This is a genomic window from Phenylobacterium sp., from assembly GCF_035539035.1.
In the GTDB taxonomy this organism is placed as follows: domain Bacteria; phylum Pseudomonadota; class Alphaproteobacteria; order Caulobacterales; family Caulobacteraceae; genus Phenylobacterium.
In genome coordinates this window covers 690,334-705,859 of record NZ_DATLJI010000016.1, presented here as the reverse complement: position 1 = coordinate 705,859, position 15,526 = coordinate 690,334, and the positions used below count along the sequence as shown (strand labels likewise).

Annotated in this window: 15 protein-coding genes; 2 read left to right on the top strand and 13 right to left on the bottom strand. The window is 69.3% G+C overall.

Annotation, left to right across the window (positions count from 1 at the left end):
• Both VM685_RS17440 and VM685_RS17435 read right to left on the bottom strand, forming a co-directional pair.
• Positions 1 to 579, bottom strand: a complete 579-nt coding sequence (locus VM685_RS17440; protein ID WP_325461453.1) for an NAD(P)H-dependent oxidoreductase — start codon at positions 577 to 579, stop codon at positions 1 to 3.
• A gap of 67 nt (positions 580 to 646) precedes the next feature.
• Positions 647 to 1,132, bottom strand: coding sequence for a MarR family transcriptional regulator (locus VM685_RS17435; protein WP_325461452.1), 486 nt, complete (start codon positions 1,130 to 1,132; stop codon positions 647 to 649).
• Positions 1,133 to 1,257: 125 nt separating this feature from the next.
• On the opposite strand from VM685_RS17435, the gene VM685_RS17430 reads away from it, so the two are divergent.
• Positions 1,258 to 2,310, top strand: coding sequence for a hypothetical protein (locus VM685_RS17430; RefSeq protein WP_325461451.1), 1,053 nt, complete (start codon positions 1,258 to 1,260; stop codon positions 2,308 to 2,310).
• A 3-nt stretch (positions 2,311 to 2,313) separates the two neighbouring features.
• Here the strand turns inward: VM685_RS17430 and VM685_RS17425 are convergent, their stop codons facing one another.
• The 11 genes from VM685_RS17425 to VM685_RS17375 form a co-directional block, all read right to left on the bottom strand.
• Positions 2,314 to 3,006, bottom strand: a complete 693-nt coding sequence (locus VM685_RS17425; RefSeq protein WP_325461450.1) for an alpha/beta fold hydrolase — start codon at positions 3,004 to 3,006, stop codon at positions 2,314 to 2,316.
• Entirely contained in the window at positions 3,007 to 3,954 is a 948-nt protein-coding gene (locus tag VM685_RS17420; RefSeq protein ID WP_325461449.1) for a 2-hydroxyacid dehydrogenase, read from the bottom strand.
• Complete coding sequence (gene eno / locus VM685_RS17415; RefSeq protein WP_325461448.1) at positions 3,951 to 5,249, bottom strand: phosphopyruvate hydratase; 1,299 nt, start codon at positions 5,247 to 5,249, stop codon at positions 3,951 to 3,953. The genes VM685_RS17420 and eno overlap by 4 nt, the downstream gene beginning before the upstream one ends.
• On the bottom strand, positions 5,246 to 6,250 hold the full coding sequence (locus VM685_RS17410) for an aminoglycoside phosphotransferase family protein (protein ID WP_325461447.1): 1,005 nt from the start codon (positions 6,248 to 6,250) through the stop codon (positions 5,246 to 5,248). The genes eno and VM685_RS17410 overlap by 4 nt, the downstream gene beginning before the upstream one ends.
• Before the next feature lie 7 nt (positions 6,251 to 6,257).
• The gene (locus VM685_RS17405) at positions 6,258 to 6,641 is read right to left on the bottom strand and encodes a nuclear transport factor 2 family protein (RefSeq protein ID WP_325461446.1); all 384 of its coding nucleotides are present in this window, start codon (positions 6,639 to 6,641) and stop codon (positions 6,258 to 6,260) included.
• 31 nt (positions 6,642 to 6,672) lie between these two features.
• Complete coding sequence (locus VM685_RS17400; RefSeq protein ID WP_325461445.1) at positions 6,673 to 7,281, bottom strand: VOC family protein; 609 nt, start codon at positions 7,279 to 7,281, stop codon at positions 6,673 to 6,675.
• Between the two features lie 106 nt (positions 7,282 to 7,387).
• The gene (locus tag VM685_RS17395) at positions 7,388 to 8,782 is read right to left on the bottom strand and encodes an MFS transporter (protein ID WP_325461444.1); all 1,395 of its coding nucleotides are present in this window, start codon (positions 8,780 to 8,782) and stop codon (positions 7,388 to 7,390) included.
• The gene (locus VM685_RS17390; protein WP_325461443.1) at positions 8,779 to 9,276 is read right to left on the bottom strand and encodes a nuclear transport factor 2 family protein; all 498 of its coding nucleotides are present in this window, start codon (positions 9,274 to 9,276) and stop codon (positions 8,779 to 8,781) included. Before VM685_RS17390 ends, VM685_RS17395 begins: the two co-directional genes overlap by 4 nt.
• 61 nt (positions 9,277 to 9,337) lie before the next feature.
• Entirely contained in the window at positions 9,338 to 11,530 is a 2,193-nt protein-coding gene (locus VM685_RS17385; RefSeq protein ID WP_325461442.1) for a TonB-dependent receptor, read from the bottom strand.
• A 172-nt stretch (positions 11,531 to 11,702) separates the two neighbouring features.
• A complete protein-coding gene (locus VM685_RS17380; RefSeq protein ID WP_325461441.1) occupies positions 11,703 to 12,074 on the bottom strand; it encodes an EthD domain-containing protein in 372 nt (123 codons plus the stop codon).
• Between the two features lie 91 nt (positions 12,075 to 12,165).
• Positions 12,166 to 12,615 carry a MarR family winged helix-turn-helix transcriptional regulator gene (locus tag VM685_RS17375; protein WP_325461440.1) on the bottom strand — a complete coding sequence of 150 codons (450 nt, stop codon included), beginning with the start codon at positions 12,613 to 12,615 and terminating at the stop codon, positions 12,166 to 12,168.
• A gap of 267 nt (positions 12,616 to 12,882) precedes the next feature.
• On the opposite strand from VM685_RS17375, the gene VM685_RS17370 reads away from it, so the two are divergent.
• Positions 12,883 to 15,522, top strand: coding sequence for a TonB-dependent receptor (locus tag VM685_RS17370; RefSeq protein ID WP_325461439.1), 2,640 nt, complete (start codon positions 12,883 to 12,885; stop codon positions 15,520 to 15,522).
• Positions 15,523 to 15,526 lie beyond the last annotated feature (4 nt).

The following is a 15,526-nucleotide window of genomic DNA, read 5'->3' as shown; positions in this document are numbered from 1 at the left end:
CTAGGGCCGCAGCCGGTCGGCGAGGAAGATCACCCGGTTCACCATCAGCGGCAGGAGCTGCTTGGGCAGCGGCTCGACGAGCTCGGCGCCGTCGAACGCCTTTTCGGCCAGCGGCACCAGCACCTGTTCGGTGGCCACCAGGGTCTGGATGGTGCCAAGGATCTGGCGCAGCGCCAGCAGCCCGCGCAGCCCGCCGAACGGCCCGATCGAGGCCGACATGATCCCCGCTACCTTGCCGCGGAAGGCGGGGAGCGCCACCAAGGTCTCGCCCGGTCGGGGCCGCGAGGCCCAGTCGATGGCGTTCTTCAGCACGCCCGAAACCGAGCCGTTGTACTCCGGGGAGGCGATCAGGAAGCCGTCGTGCTCGATGAACAGCCGGCGGAGCTCGTCGGCGCCGGGCGGGAAGGCGTTGGCCTCCAGGTCGCCGTCGTAGAGCGGCAGGTCGAAGTCCCGCAGCCGGACGGAGGTCACCTCGGCGCCCTCGCCGCGGGCGATGTCGGACGCCACGTCCACGAGGCGCTGGTTCAGCGAGCCCTCGCGCGTGCTGCCTGCGAAGGCGAGCAGCTTCACCCCGGCCATCGTCCCCTCCCGGTTCCTGATCTAATTGCTTAGATATCTATCCGATGGGCGGCGCGCCGCCAACGGGTCAGGCGGAGGCGTCGGACGGCGGGGCGTCCACCTCGGGGGCGAGGTTGCGGCCGACGTGCTGCAGGAGGCGGCGCAGGGTGGCCACCTCTTCGGCGCTGAGTCCCTTGAGCGCGATCTCGTTGACCTCGGCCACGCAGGGGGCGAGCACGGCCTGCAGCTTCTTCGCCGCGGGCGTCAGGAAGACGTGGATCTTGCGCCGGTCGTCCTCGCTCTGCTTGCGCCGGACGAAGCCGCTTTTCTCAAGGCTTTTCAGGGCAGTTACGGTAGTGGGCTCACGCATGCCCACGCGCCGGGAGAGCTCGCGCTGGGTGAGCCCGTCCTCGCGCCACAGGACCCGCAGGAAGCGCCATTGGCCGGCAGTGACGCCATGGGGGAGGGTGCGCTTCTCGAGCGCCCGCGAGAAGCTGCGGAAGGCGATGCGGCTCAGGTAGCCGATGGAATTGTTCGGGTCGGCGTAGAAGTCCGCCGCGGTCGCCTTGTCCATGCCGCATCCTTCGCACCTGAAGCGTTGGGGATCAACGTGGGGGAGCGAACGGCCCCGATTGACACTCCTCCGCGCGCCTCCTAGCAAAGTATAGAATTCTAAGTAATTGCCTGAGAGGGGGGACGTTGGACAAGCTCGCTGGCCTGCCGCTGCTGCCGACCACCATCGTGGGGAGCTATCCGCAGCCCGAGTGGCTGATCGACCGCGAGGGGCTGAAGAGCCGCCTGCCGCCCCGGGTCCGGGCGCGCGAGCTGTGGCGTATCCCCGAGCCGATGCTCGCCGACGCCCAGGAGGCGGCGACCCTGGTGGCGATCAGCGACCAGAAGCTCGCCGGCATCGACATCGTCGGCGACGGCGAGATGCGGCGGGAGAGCTATTCCAACCGGCTGGCGACCGCCCTGGACGGCATCGACATCGACCAGCCGGGCACCGCCATCGACCGGACGGGCAAGGCCAATCCGGTGCCCAGGGTGGCCGGCCCGATCCGCCGCCGGGGCCCGATCGAGGCGCAGGACGCCCGCTTCCTGAAGGAACGCGCCGGCGGCTGGGTGAAGATCACCCTGCCCGGCCCCTTCACCATGACCCAGCAGGCGCAGAACGACCACTACCCGGACGACGCGGCCATGGCGATGGCCTACGCCGCGGCGGTGAACGAGGAGATCCACGACCTGTTCGCCGCCGGCGTCGACGTGGTTCAGCTCGACGAGCCCTACCTGCAGGCCCGGCCGGAGCAGGCCCGCGGCTACGCCATCGAGGCCATCGAGCGGGCGCTGGACGGGGTCAAGGGGATCACCGCCCTGCACGTCTGCTTCGGCTACGCCCACGTCCACCAGGGCGCGGCCAAGCCCAAGGCCTACGAGTTCCTGGCCGAGCTGGACCGGTCCAGCGTGGACATCATCTCCATCGAGGCGGCGCAGCCCAGGCTCGACCCGGCGATCCTCGCGGAGCTGCCGTCCAAGCGGATCATGTATGGTGTGATCGACCTCAACGATCCGGCCGTCGAGACGCCGGAGCTCGTCGCCGAGCGGATTCGCGAGGCGCTGCCCTACGTGGACGCCGAGCGGCTGGTGATCGCCCCCGACTGCGGGATGAAATACCACCCGCGCGAAGTGGCCTTCGGCAAGCTGAAGGCCATGGTGGACGGGGCGAAGATCGTCCGCGGCGAACTGGGCGGCTGAGGCCTAGGCGCCGGCCAGCCACTCGCTCAGCAGCCGGGTCACCGTCAGGGGCTTCTCCAGGGTGGCCAGGTGGCCGCAGTCCTCCACCACCGCCAGGCGCGCGTGGGGGATTCCCTCGACGATCTCGGTCTGGTGGGCCTCGGTGGTGATGCCGTCCTGGCGGCCCCAGACGACCAGGGTCGGGCAGGCGATCCGGGAAAGCGTCGGGCGGCTGTCGGCGCGGGCCATGATCGCCCGCTGCTGGCGCAGGAAGGTCTCCGCGCCGGTCTCGGCCGCCATCCGGCGCACCACCGAGAGCAGGGGCTCGTCCTCCCGGCGGGCGGGATGGACAAGGATCGGGATGCGTTCCTCCACCACGTCTTCGAACTTCCCGGCCTCGACGAGGCGGATGTAGCCCTGCCGCCGTTCGGTCTGGGCGGGGCCGTCGTTCGGGGCGAGGGTGGCGAGCAGGGCCAGGCTCCGGATGCGCTCCGGCTGGCGGCGCATCACCTCGAAGGCCACGAAGCCGCCCATGGCCTGGGCCACGAGGTCGAACCGATCGGGCGCCGCGGCCAGCAGGCGCTCGGCCATGCCGCCGATGGTGTCGTCGCGGGTATGGTCGGCGAAGACCAGCTCGTGGCGCTCGCGCAGCGCCGGGACCTGCGGGGCCCAGACCTCTTCCGTGAGGAGCTGGCCGGTGACGAGGACGACGGCCATTCAGACCACCTGGTTCAGGAGCGGGGCGCCGTCGCGCAGCCGGCGACAGTTGTCGAAGGCGGCCTCCAGGCTGCGGGCCAGGGTCTCGGGCGTGAGCCAGGCCACGTGGGGGGCCAGCACGACGTTCGGCAGGGCGAGCAGCGGATCGGCGGGGTCCACGGGCTCGCCGTTGAAGACGTCCAGGCCGGCCCCACCGAGCTGGCCGGCGGTCAGGGCCTCGCAGAGCGCCTGCTGGTCCACCAGCTCGCCGCGGGCAGTGTTGATCAGGATCGCGCCGCGCTTCATCCGCCAGAGCGCCAGCCCGTCGATGACGCCCCGCGTGTCCTCCGTGAGCGGGATGTGCAGGGAGAGGATGTCGGCGCGCTCCACCACCTCGGCCAGGTCGCAGAAGCGGCCCACGGCGTCGGTCCTCGCGGTCCGGGCGGTGTAGATCATCTCCGCGCCCAGCGCCTGCAGGGCCGGGGCCAGTCGCTTCGGGACCTCGCCGTAGCCTACGAATCCGATCGTGCGACCGGAGATTTCGCCCACGCTGTCGAGGACGGCGAGGTCCGGCTGCCAGCCGTCGCCTGCGCGGACCAGGGGGTCGAAGTAGGTCACCCGGCGCAGCACGGCCAGCATCAGGGCGAGCGTCATCTCCGCCACCGCCTGGCTGTTCACGCCCGGCATGTTGGCCACCGCGACGCCGCGTTGGCGGGCCGAGGCGAGGTCGATGGTGTTCACGCCCACGCCGAGCTTCTGGATCAGCTTCAGCCGCGGCGCCTGGTCCATCATCTGCGCGGTCACCGGCTTCAGCACGTGGAGCATGACGTCGGCGTCGGCGAACTCGCGGGCGAAGGCCGCATCGTCGGTCTCGTCCACGACGGCGGTGTCGACGCCGGCTTCGGCGGCCTGGCGGGCGAGCTCGGCCCGGAAGCCCTCGCTGGCGCGGTAGTGCAGGACGGCCTTCATCTGATCCCCCGGCCCACGGACGCCGGCAGGGCGCCCGCGCCGGCGTAGACCGCGTCATCGCCCATCTGCTCCTCGATGCGAAGCAGCTCGTTCCACTTCGCCATCCGCTCGGAGCGGGTAAAGGAGCCGACCTTGAGCTGGCCCGCGTCCCAGCCGACCGCGAGGTGGGCGATGGAGACGTCCTCGGTTTCGCCCGACCGGGCAGAGACGATGGCCGCCCAGCCCAGCGCCTTCGCCGCGTCGAGCGCGGCCTTGGCTTTCGTCACAGTGCCCGCCTGGTTGACCTTCACCAGCACGGCGTTGCACGCGCCCGCCTCGGCGGCGCGGGCGACCCGCTCGGCGCTCGTCACCAGGAAGTCGTCGCCGATGATCTGCACCCGCTCGCCGAGCCGCCGGGTGGCGAGCGCCATGCCGGCCGTGTCGTCCTGGCCGACGGGATCCTCGATGGAGAGGATCGGGAAGCGCGCCGCCCAGCCGGCGACCCGCTCGACCATGGCCTCGGAGGTGAGCTCGGCGCCGTCCAGCGGCAGCCGGTAGCCGTCGCCGTGGGAAAGTTCGTTCGCCGCCACGTCCAGGGAGATGAAGACGTCCTCGCCGGCCCGGTGGCCGCTGCGGTCGATGGCGCAGGCGAGGGTCTCCAGGGCCTCCTCGTTGGAGGCGAACAGGGGCCACCAGCCGCCCTCGTCGGCGACGCCCGCCAGCCGGCCGGTCTCCTCCATGATCGCGCCCGCCGCGCGGTAGACGTCGGCGGTGATCTCCAAGGCGCGGCGCACGCTCGGCGTGCGCGGGCACATGACCATGAAGTCCTGCACGTCTGTCCGGCGGCCAGCATGCGCCCCGCCGCCGAAGATCTGCACCTCGGGTAGGGGGATGCGGACGGCGCGGCCCTCGGCCAGCCAGCGCCACAGCGGCTGGCCCTCCGCCGCCGCCGCGGCGTGGAGCGCGGCCAGGGAGACGGCGACGGCGGCGTTGGCGCCCAGCCGGGCGAAGTTGGGTGTCCCGTCCAGTTCGGCCAGCACCGCGTCGAGGCCCGCCTGGTCGCAGACGTCGCGCCCGGCGAGCGCGCGGGAGACCTCGCCGTTCACCGCGGCGACGGCCCGGTCGACGCCGAAGCCGCCGAAGCGCTCGCCGCCGTCGCGCAGGTCGATGGCCTCGTGCGCGCCCCGCGAGGCGCCGGCCGGCGCGCAGGCGCGGCCCCATGCGCCGCCGGCCAGGGTGATCTCGGCCTCCACGGTGGGCCGGCCGCGGCTGTCCCAGATCTGGCGGCCGCGGACGGTGGCGATCTCGTGCTTCATGGAGCTCCCAGTCGGTCGTGGATCTCGCCGGCCGCGTCGGCGAACCGGAGCGCGGGCCGCGCGAGGAGGGCGGATGCGGCGTCGCGCACCCGCGCCTTGGCGGCCTCGGTCGTGAGGTATTCCACCGGCGACTTGCCGTCGATGCGGGCCAGCAGGAGGGCGGCCAGCAAGGGCGCGGCGCGCGCCTCCAACGCCTCGGCCGGTTCCCAGGCGACGCCCTTGAGATAGGCGCGGACCAGGGCGTCGAAGGCCGCGGCGTAGGCGGCGGCGTGTTGGGGCTGCCAGACGGCCTTGAGCAGCAGGTGGTTGGCGCAGAAGGCGATATCGAAGGCCGGATCGCCGTACCAGGCGCACTCAGCGTCGAGGAACACCGGCCCGTCGGGGCCGCCGAGGATGTTCTTCGGGCTGACGTCGCCGTGCACCAGGGCGCGGCGCGTGGCCAGCGTGGTCTCCGCGATGGCGCCGAGGCGGCTGCCGAGCGCCGGATGGGCGGCGGCCGTGTGGGTCAGGTAGGGCTCGATCCGCAGGCTCACGAACATGGCGTCCGTGGCGAAGGCGCGGGCCAGGTCCGGAGCGTCCGCCGTCCCGGCATGGACCCGCGCGAGCGCGCGCCCGACGGCGGCGGCGAAGGCGGAATCCACCCGGCCCGCGGTCAGCTCCGCCTTCCAGACCGGGTGCGAGGCGGGTTCGAACCAGGTCATGGCGAAGAGGTGGCGGCGGGTGTCCTCGGCCAGGACCTCCGGGACGATCGGCCCGCGGAGCGGCCGCACCGCGCGGAGCCAGGCGGCCTCGTTGGCGGAGCGCTCCACCGGCGCACGCCAGTCGGCGGCGACCTTGAGCTGGGCCAGCGCCCGCTTCACGCAGACCGGCCCGCGGGCCAGGTCCACGCGGAACACGTCGCTGGAGACGCCGCCGGCGAGCGGCGTCACCGCCGGCGCCTCGGCAGGCCCGGCGAGGCCCGCCTCGCGCAGCCAGGCCGTGATCTCCTCCGCAGCCCCCATGGGGGCGTCAGAAGGTCTGGCGGAAGAGGGCCACGTGGGCGCTGTCGAGGTACTCGTCCAGCCGCGCGATCTTCCCATCGCGCATCCGGCAGATGATCGCCGCGGGCAGGCTCACTCGGCTGCCGTCCTTGCGGGTGCCCCACAGCACGTGCTGCTGCACGAAGCCGCCGGGGAACACCTCGAGCTGGCGGTTGTCGTACACCCGGTCGCTGATCCGCCCGACCATGCCCTGCAGCGTGGCCACGTTCTCCTCGCGGCTCTGCACCTTGTCGTCGAAGTTGTGCCAGATGCCCACGTCGGGCGTGTAGCTGTCGCGCACGGTATCGACGTCGCCCTGTTCGATGGCGTCGAAGAACCGCTTGGCGAAGGCGCGCACGGCGGCCTCGTCCATGGTCGTCCTCCCGATGGTGATCGTGTCCGGCCTATTCGGCCGGTTGCAGCTTCCGGCGCTTGGCCAGCGGCACGATCACCGTCTCATCGCGGATGCCGTCGGCGGTCATCGGGGCGTGGGCCACGTCGTCCTCGTCGAACGGCTTGCCGACCCAGGAGGCGAACTCCAGGCAGACCCCGTCCGGATCGAAGAAGTAGACCGAGCGGACGAAGACGTCGTCGGTGACCTCCTCGCTGGAGGCGGTGGGCGAGTTGTCGTGGTTGAGGACCTTGGAGACCGCGATCCCCTTGTCCTTAAGCCGCTGCACGTACTCGTCGAACTTCTCGGCCGGCACGTCGAAGGCGATGTGGTTCATCGAGCCGTGGGCGGAGGCGATGTTGCCCTGGGTCGGCAGGTTCGCCGGCGACGAGCGGCCGGGCTCGGCCGGCGGGGCGTCCTTGAACCAGAAGAAGGCCAGGCTGTCGCCGTTGCCGATGTCGAAGAAGAAGTGCTGGCCCAGGTCCCGCGGCAGGTCGAGGGTCTTGATCAGCGGCATGCCCAGCACGTCGCGGTAGAACTTCACCGTCTCGGCCATGTCCTTGCAGACCAGCGCCAGGTGATTGACCCCCCGGATCTCGAACTCGGTGTTCCTGTTCGCCATGACTTCCTCCACGTCTTTCGCCGTCTGACGCCGCTCAGCCGAGCGGCTCTGCGGCGCCGCCAAGCCCCGCAGCCGGAGCTTAGCCAATACTTCGGTATTTAAGCAATCATACGCCCTTAGCCTGCAAACCGTCAACTTCGTTGATGGTGACGAGGACCCCGCCGGACGCAAGTTCGCGCCTCGCGTGGCGCGCCGCCAGCAGGAAATGGGTCCCGGCCCAGAAGAAGAGCAGGACCACCGCCATGAGGGCGAAGCGCACCCCGTCGACCGACGCCGCCTCGCACGCGGGTCCCGTGGCCGCAGGCCCGCCGCGGCAGGCCCCGGCGTAGCCCGGGCCGAAGCTGCGGGCGGCGAAGGCGTCGCTCAGGGCGCCGGTGGCGACCGGGCCCAGCATCATGCCGATGAGGCTGGTCGAGAGGCCGAGGAGGGCGATCGCCGAGGCCCGCATCCTGGGCGTCACGAGGTTCTGGGTGATGGCGAACGTCGGCGCGTACCAAGCGGCGCAGAACAGTCCCGGCAGCATCAGCGCCACGACCGCCACCCAGACTTCCGTCTGGGCGAAGCCGATCAGGTATCCCGGCGCCGATATGAACATGCAGGCGGCGGGCAGCCAGCCGTAGAAGCGCAGGTCGCGCTTCACCAGGCGGTCGGTCAGCAGGCCGCTGAAGAGGTATCCGCCAGTGACGGAGATGCCGTTGATCAGGGCGAAGAGGTAGGCGGCGTCGGTGTAGCTGAGCTGGAAGGCGCGCACGAAATAGGGGTGCATGAAGCTGATCACGCTCGCCCCGATGAAGTTTGTCAGGATCGCTGCAACCAGCACATGGCGGAAGGTGCGGCTGCCGGCGAGGCGGCGGACCACCGCGGAGAAGGGGGGCACTTCGGTGTCGGTGGCGCCCTCGGCGTGGCCCCGCACCGGCTCCTTCACCGTGAGGCGGGTGAGGACGGCCAGGACCAGGCCCGGCAGGCCCACCATGAGCAGCGCCATGCGCCAGCCGTGGGCCTGGGCGAGGACGGCGCCGCCAATCCCGCCGACGACCAGCCCGAGCGGCGTGGCCAGGCCGAGGATGCCGATGGCGGAGGCGCGCCTCCGGGGTGGGTAGTAGTCGCCAATCAGGGAGTGCACCGGCGCGGTGGCGCCGGCTTCGCCCACCCCCACTCCGATGCGCGCCACGAGCAGCTGGCTGAACGAGCCGGCCAATCCGCAGAGCGCCGTCATGATCGACCAGCACGCGACCGAGACGCTGATGATGGTGACCCGGCTGTGCCGCTCCGCCAGCCTCGCCACCGGCAGGGCCAAGAGGCCGTAGAGAAGGGCGAAAGCCGCCCCGCCGAGCAGCCCGAGCTGCAGGTCGGATATGCCCAGGTCGTCCTTGATGGCCTGGCCGACGGTGTTGAGGATGGTCCGGTCCACGAAGGCGAGCGTGGAGATCGCTAGCATCAGCGCCAGCGCCCATCGCCTGTCGGCGCCCGCGCCGCGGTCGAGGGGGAGCGCGGCGCTCATTGCCCTTCGGGCGTGCGGCTGGGGGCGAGCTCGCGGGCGCGGGCGAAGGCCTGTTCGAACGCCGCGTCTCCGCTCTGCCGCCCGGCGAGGCGGAAGGTGCACTTGCGGATCTTCCAGGCGCTGTCTTTGCGGACCAACTCGTGGACATAGACGCCGCAGGCGTGCGCGCCGTACTCGCGGCCGGCGTCGTTCAGGAAGTGCATGGCGTTGACGTAGGAGGTGCAGACCGCCGTCTCGCCCGACACCCTGAACGTCAGGTTGGAAATCATGTGCAGGGTGGCGTCGAAGCCGTAGAGCGACTTCAGCCGCGTCACCCACGCCTCCGCGGGCATGTCGTCGTTGAGCGAGCCCATCGAGCTGTAGTCGATGTGCACCGGGTCCGTGAGGATCGACCGCAGCAGGTTCCAGTCGCGGCTGTCGATCGCCGTGGCGTAGCCCAGGACGACGTCGCCTATCTCGGCGCGCTGGGCCAGCTGTTCCGGGCTGAGCGCCATCGGAAGTCTCCGGTTCTGGTGGGGGGACGTCGGGGCGCGGGCCCCGACGCCGTTAGAGGGCCTAGAACTCGAGGGAGGCCTCGAGCAGGACGGTGCGCGGCTCGTCCAAGAACTTGTGCACGCGCGGATCGGCGGTAAGCGGCGCGGGCAGCAGGAACGAGAAGTTGTAGGTCCGCTCGTCAGTGAGGTTCTTGCCGACCAGGGCCACCTCCCAGCCGCTGTCGACGTGGCCGAGGGCGAGCCGCGCGTCGATCTTGGTGTAGCCCTTCTGGACGCCGTAGACGGTGCTCTGGTTGTCGGCGTTGTAGTACTTCGAGCGGTAGGCCAGCCCGATCGCAGACGAGAGCTGGAGATCCTCGGTGAGCGCCGCCTTGTGGGCGATCTGCAGGTTGCCCGTCCACTTGGACGAATAGGTGAGGGGGGCGCCCGCGATGTTGTTCGCCGCGATGCTGGCGGGGTTGGCTGGATTGCATTCCATCACCGGCTGCCTGGCTAGGCAGGTGGAGCCCGGGAAGTCGTCGTACTTGGCGTCCTGGTAGGCCCCCGACGCGGTGACCTTGAGGCTGGTCACCGGCTGCCAGAGGAACACCGCCTCGACGCCGCGTGAGGACGCCTGGGCGGCGTTCTTGGTCACGAAGGCGCTGATCGTCGGGTCGTAGATCGAGCTCTGCAGGTCCTTGAAGGTGGTGTCGTAGACGGAGACGTTCAGGACGATCCGGCCGTCGTTCAGCGTGGACTTGATGCCGGCCTCGTAGTTCGTGGATTTCTCCGGCTTGAAAATGAAGGTGGAGTCCACCGTCCCGAACGAGTTGCTGACGAAGCCCCCGGACTTCGAGCCGCGACCGTAGACGGCGTAGAACATGATCGCGTCAGTGAGGTCGTACTGCACGGTCACCGAGGGATCGAGGTAGTCCTCGCTGAGCTTGCCGCGCGCCGAGGTGATGGCCCGCTGGGGCCGTCCAGAGTCGAGATAGGTGTCGTAGGCGCCCTTCTTGTCGGTCTGCGTCCAGCGCAGGCTGCCGATCAGGCGCAGGTCGTCGGTGACGTTGAAGGTGCCCTGGCCGAACAGCGAGTAGGTCTTCGCCGTCTGTTCGAACTCGGAGTGCTGGCGCCCGGCGAGCGTGCCGCCCAGCATGTTGTAGGCGAGGTAGTAGCCCAGGTCGTAGGTGCTGCGGTCGACGTAGGCGCCCACCACGTACTCCAGGCGCTGGCCGACCGGCGAGAGCAGGCGAACCTCCTGCGAGACCTGCTCGAACTCCTCGGGCATCCGGTTGGAGTAGAGCGCCGGGACATCGGTGCTGTAGACGTTCGTCCGTTCGGCGTCGTAGTGCGAATAGCCCGTCACCGTGGTGACCGTGTGATCGCGCCAGTCGAAGTTGGCCACGACCGAGCCGTTGGTCGATCGGACCTTGTTGGCTTCCGGATAGCCGAAGGGATTGCCGTCAGAGTAGCGGACGGTGGTGACCGGACCCGCGGCATTGGGCGGGCCAAGGACGATGTTGGCGCCGCGGACCTGGGAGTCTGAATATTCGAGCTTGGCCGTGACGTCGACCGCCTCGCTGGGCTCGTAGCGCAGCGAGGCGCGTGCCAGCCGCTGCTTCTTACGCGGGTCGTTGTAGCCAGTGTTGACGTTGTGGATCCAACCGTCCTGGTCGAGGAACTTGACCGCCAGGCGGGCGCTCAGGGTCTCGCTCAGCGGGCCGGAGACGAAGCCCGAGATCTCGGTCCCGTCGAGATCGAAGTTGTAGGCCCCGGCGACGCGTCCCTGGAAGGTGCGGGTCGGCCCGGCGGTGACGATGCTGATGGCGCCGGCCGGGGTGTTCTTGCCGAACAGCGCGCCTTGCGGCCCGCGGAGGACCTCCACCCGCTCGATGTCGAAGAACGGCGCTTCGAACTGCTTGCCGCGGCCGGCGTAGATGCCGTCCTTGTACATCGAGACCGACTGGTCGAAGGCGAAGTTGGCCGGCGCGGAGCCGAACCCGCGGATGTAGACCACGTCGGCCGCGTTCAGGCGCTGGACGTAGACGTTCGGCACGGAGTTCATCAAGTCGTGCAGGTCGGTCTGGTGGTAGTCCGCGATCTGCTCGCCGGTGACCACCGACATCGAGATCGGCACGTCCTGCATGTTCTGTTCGCGCTTCTGCGCGGTGACCACGAGTTCGTCGAGCGCCGTTTCCTGCGCCAGGACGGGCGTCGCCATCGCCAGTGCGATGGCGGTGGTGAGGCATAGGTGACGGCTGAGCAGATTGGACATGTGTTTCCCCTGATGAGTTCGGCCTGGAGCCGTGCGGGTCTGCGCCCGCCTAAGGGAAACTGTCAGTTAGGTTGACGACACTGTCAATGAAGTTGACGGGATGACTTAGCGTCACCTGGCGTAAGCTACGGACGTCGCGCGTTTTATTCTCTCGAGCTCGCTGTAGCCGAGCTTAGTTATCAATGATCACATGTTCATAACCGAAGGCCACGGTCGCGCGGCTCATGTCGCAGAAGCGGAGCTCGTCGGCGATCAGTTCGCGCGCCGCGGCCTGTCCCTCCGGAGAGGCGGCGGCGGCCATGCGGTCTTCCTCGCTGTCCCACCAGATCTCCACCACGCCGTCGTGGGGCGGCTGGCAACCGCGCGACTGGGTGATCATCCGCGCGATCTCGTAGTCGCCAGCGTGCAGCTGCACATAGCGCCGTATGCGCAGGGCGCCCGCATGCTTTACGGCCAGGGGGGCATGCACATTGCGCCAGTAGTCGAGGAACGCCTCGCGGGTCAGCTCGGGGCGTCGATAGACGGCGAAGGACATCTTGAACATGCGCGCTCCTCACGGGCCCCCGGCGGGGCGCGCATGTTGGAGCACGGATTACCAGTTCGTCAATTTCGTTGACGGGAAATCCCCGGCCGGCTCAGTCTTGAGCGAAATTCAGTGGCGGGCCCCAGTCCTCCGCCAGCAACTGGGCGGCCTGCGCGACGCGCTCGGCGCCCAGCCGGCGGGACAGTTCCTCCGTCATGATCCGGATCGCGCGCTGAGCGTCGAGGCGCATGGTTTCGCCAAGCGGCGTCGGCGTGACCAGCTTCATGCGCCGGTCGTCCGGATCGTCCTTGAGGGCCACCATGCCCAGCTCGATCATCTGGTTGATCGTCGTGTGCACGGCCTGGCGGCTGACGCCCATGCTGCGGGCGATGTCGGACGGGCGCCCAACGCCTGACACGACGTTGGCCATGACCATCGACTGAGGTCGCGTCACCTCGGGCCAGCCGCGCGAGCGCAGGTAGTTCTGGAGGCTCTCGTCGCACCAGTAGAACGCCTGCAACAGGGAGAGCAGGAGGGGCTGGGTCTGTTCGCTCGGGGTCACGCCGTCCGTCCGGAAATCGTCCGGTTTGAGTGCGGCGGTTCTGCCTGAATGTCAAAACGGCAGGGCCGCGCCGGCTGCCGTCCGGGGACCACAAAAAGCCGTCTTTTGCGTCGGCCAAAAAGCTTCTATATCTAAGCAATAATACCGCCGGCCGACCCGAACCGTCAACGTCGTTGATGGTCGGGTCAGGACCGGAGCAGCCGGCGACGTCCGGCAAAGGATAGGACCGGCGGCCCATGCCGCCGGCAGAAGGGGAAGGAGACCGGGATGTCGCGTGTCGACGCCTCGCGGGGGCATGCCCGCCGCAATCGTCAAAGGGTTCTGGCGGGGGCCTCGGCCGTCGCCCTCATGGTCTGGGCGGGCGCGGCCGCGGCCCAGGACACGTCCACGGTGGGCGAGGTGGTGGTGACCGGAAGCTACATCCAGCGCCCGGTGAAGGACACGCCGAACCCGGTGTCGGTGCTGGGCAGCGACGAGCTGCAGAAGCAGTCGGTCCTGACCTCGGACTACCTGTTCAAGAACCTTCCGATGGCCAACGGCGCCCGTTCGACGCCGGACAACACCAATGCGCCCTACCAGCTGGGGATGGCGAACATCAACCTGCGGGGGCTGGGCGTCGCTTCGACGCTGACGCTGGTGAACGGTCGCCGGCAGGTGGTCTCGCCGGTGCCGCTCGACGACGGGTCCAGCTTCGTCGACATCAACACCATCCCGCTGATCATGGTCGACCGGGTGGAGATCCTGCAGAACGGCGGGTCGGGCCTCTACGGCTCGGACGCCGTCGCCGGCGTCGCCAACTTCGTGATGCGCAAGCGCTTCGAGGGCCTGGAGCTGCGGGCGCAGTACCAGTCGACCTTCAAGGACAGCCAGGAGGACATCAACCTCGGCGTGGTCGGCGGCCTGTCCGGCGACAACTGGGACTTCGTGGCCGGGATCGAAGGCCTCTACCGCACCCCGCTGGCCCAGAACGACCGGCCCTTCGCGGCTCACAAGATCCGCTCGGCCCTGGGCTTCCCCGGCGCCTTCCGGCCGCTGACCGCGGCCTTGCCGACCATCGATCCGAACTGCGCCCGGCTGGGCGGCATCCCGACCCCGTTCGTGCCGAACACCAACCTCGGCCTCTGCGGCTCGGACCTTTCGGAAGCCTTCAAGCTGATCTCGCCGGAGCAGCGGATCCTCGGCTACGCGACCGCCGAGTACCGGCCCAGCGACAACCACACGCTCTATGCGGAGCTGGGGATCGCCCACAACGAGGCCAAGCTGTTCTCGTCGCCGTCCTACTCGAACCTCACCTTCCCGGTGATCCCGGCGAACAACCCGGGCAACCTGGTGGCGAACGGCGGGTTCGGCGTGCCGGTGGTCTTCTACGGACGGCCGCTGATGTACATCAATTATCCCGCGAACGAGCAGCGGCGCCGCTCCGACATGGTGCGCGCGGTGGCGGGCGCCCGGGGCGAGAGCTTCATCGACGGCTGGCGCTACGACGCCTCCTACACCTTCGCCCAGCAGCTCTATTCGCCGACCAATATCCGCGACACGCTGGAGGACCGGTTCAACGCCGCCCTGAACGGCGTCGGGGGCCCCAACAACAACCAGTTCTTCAACCCGTTCGGGTCGTCGATCACCAACCCGGCGCTCGCCAACGACCCGCGGGTGATCGACGACTTCACCGCCGACTCCTGGCGCAAGTACAAGGGCCGGATGCATTCGGTGGAGGGCGTCCTCACCGGCGACCTGTTCGACCTGCCGGCCGGCAAGGTGGCCGCCGCGGTGGGCGCGCAGTTCCGCCACGAGAGTCTCGACTTCGCCTCCGACCGCGACCAGCAGACCGGCAACTTCATCTTCCTGTTCTCGGGCCCGGACTTCGAGATCTCGCAGAAGGTGTGGGCCGTGTTCGGGGAGCTGGCGGTCCCGATCGCCGAGAACCTCGATCTGCAGCTGCAGGCCCGCTACGACCACTATTCCCGCGTCGGCGGCAACTTCAGCCCGCAGGCAGCGCTGCGGTGGGAGCCGCTCGACAGCCTGGTGATCCGCGCCTCGGCGGGGACCAGCTTCCGCGCGCCGTCGCTGTCGCAGATCTCCTCGATCTCGACGATCAACAACGCGGTGGTGGACCCGTTCAACCCGAGCCTGATCCCGTTCTTCACCCAGATCCTCACCGTGCCGGGCTCGGAACTAGAGCCGGAGACGGCGAAGAACTTCGGCCTGGGCGCGATCTGGAACCCGCACTCGCAGCTCAGCTTCACGCTGGACTACTGGCGCTACGATTACGAGGACCTGATCGTCAAAGAGAGCTTCCAGGCGATCGTCAGCGCCAACCCGAACGATCCCAGGATCACCCGCGCGGGCGGCGACCCGCGCGGCCTGATCCAGCAGGTGCGGGTGAGCTTCGTGAACCAGAACTCGGTGGTCGCCGACGGGATCGACTTCTCGGCCACGGCCAACCAGGAGTACGAGCTCGGCCGCCTCGACCTGACCCTGCGGGGGACCTACCTCAACAAGTACGAGACCACGATCGCGGGGCGGAAGCAGGACATCTCGGGCAAGCGCAACTTCGAGAACTTCGCCCGCTCGCTGCCGAAGCTCCGGCTCTCCGCGATCGGCTCGTTCGCTGCGGGGCCGCACACCTTCACGACGACGGTCAATTACATCTCCGCGTACGAGGAGAACTTCACCGCGCCCGGCAACGCGTTCGAGGGCTACGAGTACGACGCGCTGGCCACCCTGGACCTGCAGTACCAGCTGTCGCTGGACGCCTGGGACGCCGACATCGCGGTGGGGGTGATCAACGCCACCGACCAGTACCCGCACAGCTCGGTCATCTCGAGCGACCTGCAGGGCTTCGACCGCTTCGTCTACGACCCGCGTGGCCGCCTCGGCTATGTGCGGGTGAGCAAGCGGTTCTAGGGCG

Bases quoted from the DNA above. Each gene is read 5' to 3' on its own strand.
- VM685_RS17440 (WP_325461453.1), bottom strand. From the start codon at position 579: ATGGCCGGGGTGAAGCTGCTCGCCTTCGCAGGCAGCACGCGCGAGGGC.
- VM685_RS17435 (WP_325461452.1), bottom strand. From the start codon at position 1,132: ATGGACAAGGCGACCGCGGCGGACTTCTACGCCGACCCGAACAATTCC.
- VM685_RS17425 (WP_325461450.1), bottom strand. From the start codon at position 3,006: ATGGCCGTCGTCCTCGTCACCGGCCAGCTCCTCACGGAAGAGGTCTGG.
- VM685_RS17420 (WP_325461449.1), bottom strand. From the start codon at position 3,954: ATGAAGGCCGTCCTGCACTACCGCGCCAGCGAGGGCTTCCGGGCCGAG.
- eno (WP_325461448.1), bottom strand. From the start codon at position 5,249: ATGAAGCACGAGATCGCCACCGTCCGCGGCCGCCAGATCTGGGACAGC.
- VM685_RS17410 (WP_325461447.1), bottom strand. From the start codon at position 6,250: ATGGGGGCTGCGGAGGAGATCACGGCCTGGCTGCGCGAGGCGGGCCTC.
- VM685_RS17405 (WP_325461446.1), bottom strand. From the start codon at position 6,641: ATGGACGAGGCCGCCGTGCGCGCCTTCGCCAAGCGGTTCTTCGACGCC.
- VM685_RS17400 (WP_325461445.1), bottom strand. From the start codon at position 7,281: ATGGCGAACAGGAACACCGAGTTCGAGATCCGGGGGGTCAATCACCTG.
- VM685_RS17395 (WP_325461444.1), bottom strand. From the start codon at position 8,782: ATGAGCGCCGCGCTCCCCCTCGACCGCGGCGCGGGCGCCGACAGGCGA.
- VM685_RS17390 (WP_325461443.1), bottom strand. From the start codon at position 9,276: ATGGCGCTCAGCCCGGAACAGCTGGCCCAGCGCGCCGAGATAGGCGAC.
- VM685_RS17385 (WP_325461442.1), bottom strand. From the start codon at position 11,530: ATGTCCAATCTGCTCAGCCGTCACCTATGCCTCACCACCGCCATCGCA.
- VM685_RS17380 (WP_325461441.1), bottom strand. From the start codon at position 12,074: ATGTTCAAGATGTCCTTCGCCGTCTATCGACGCCCCGAGCTGACCCGC.
- VM685_RS17370 (WP_325461439.1), top strand. From the start codon at position 12,883: ATGTCGCGTGTCGACGCCTCGCGGGGGCATGCCCGCCGCAATCGTCAA.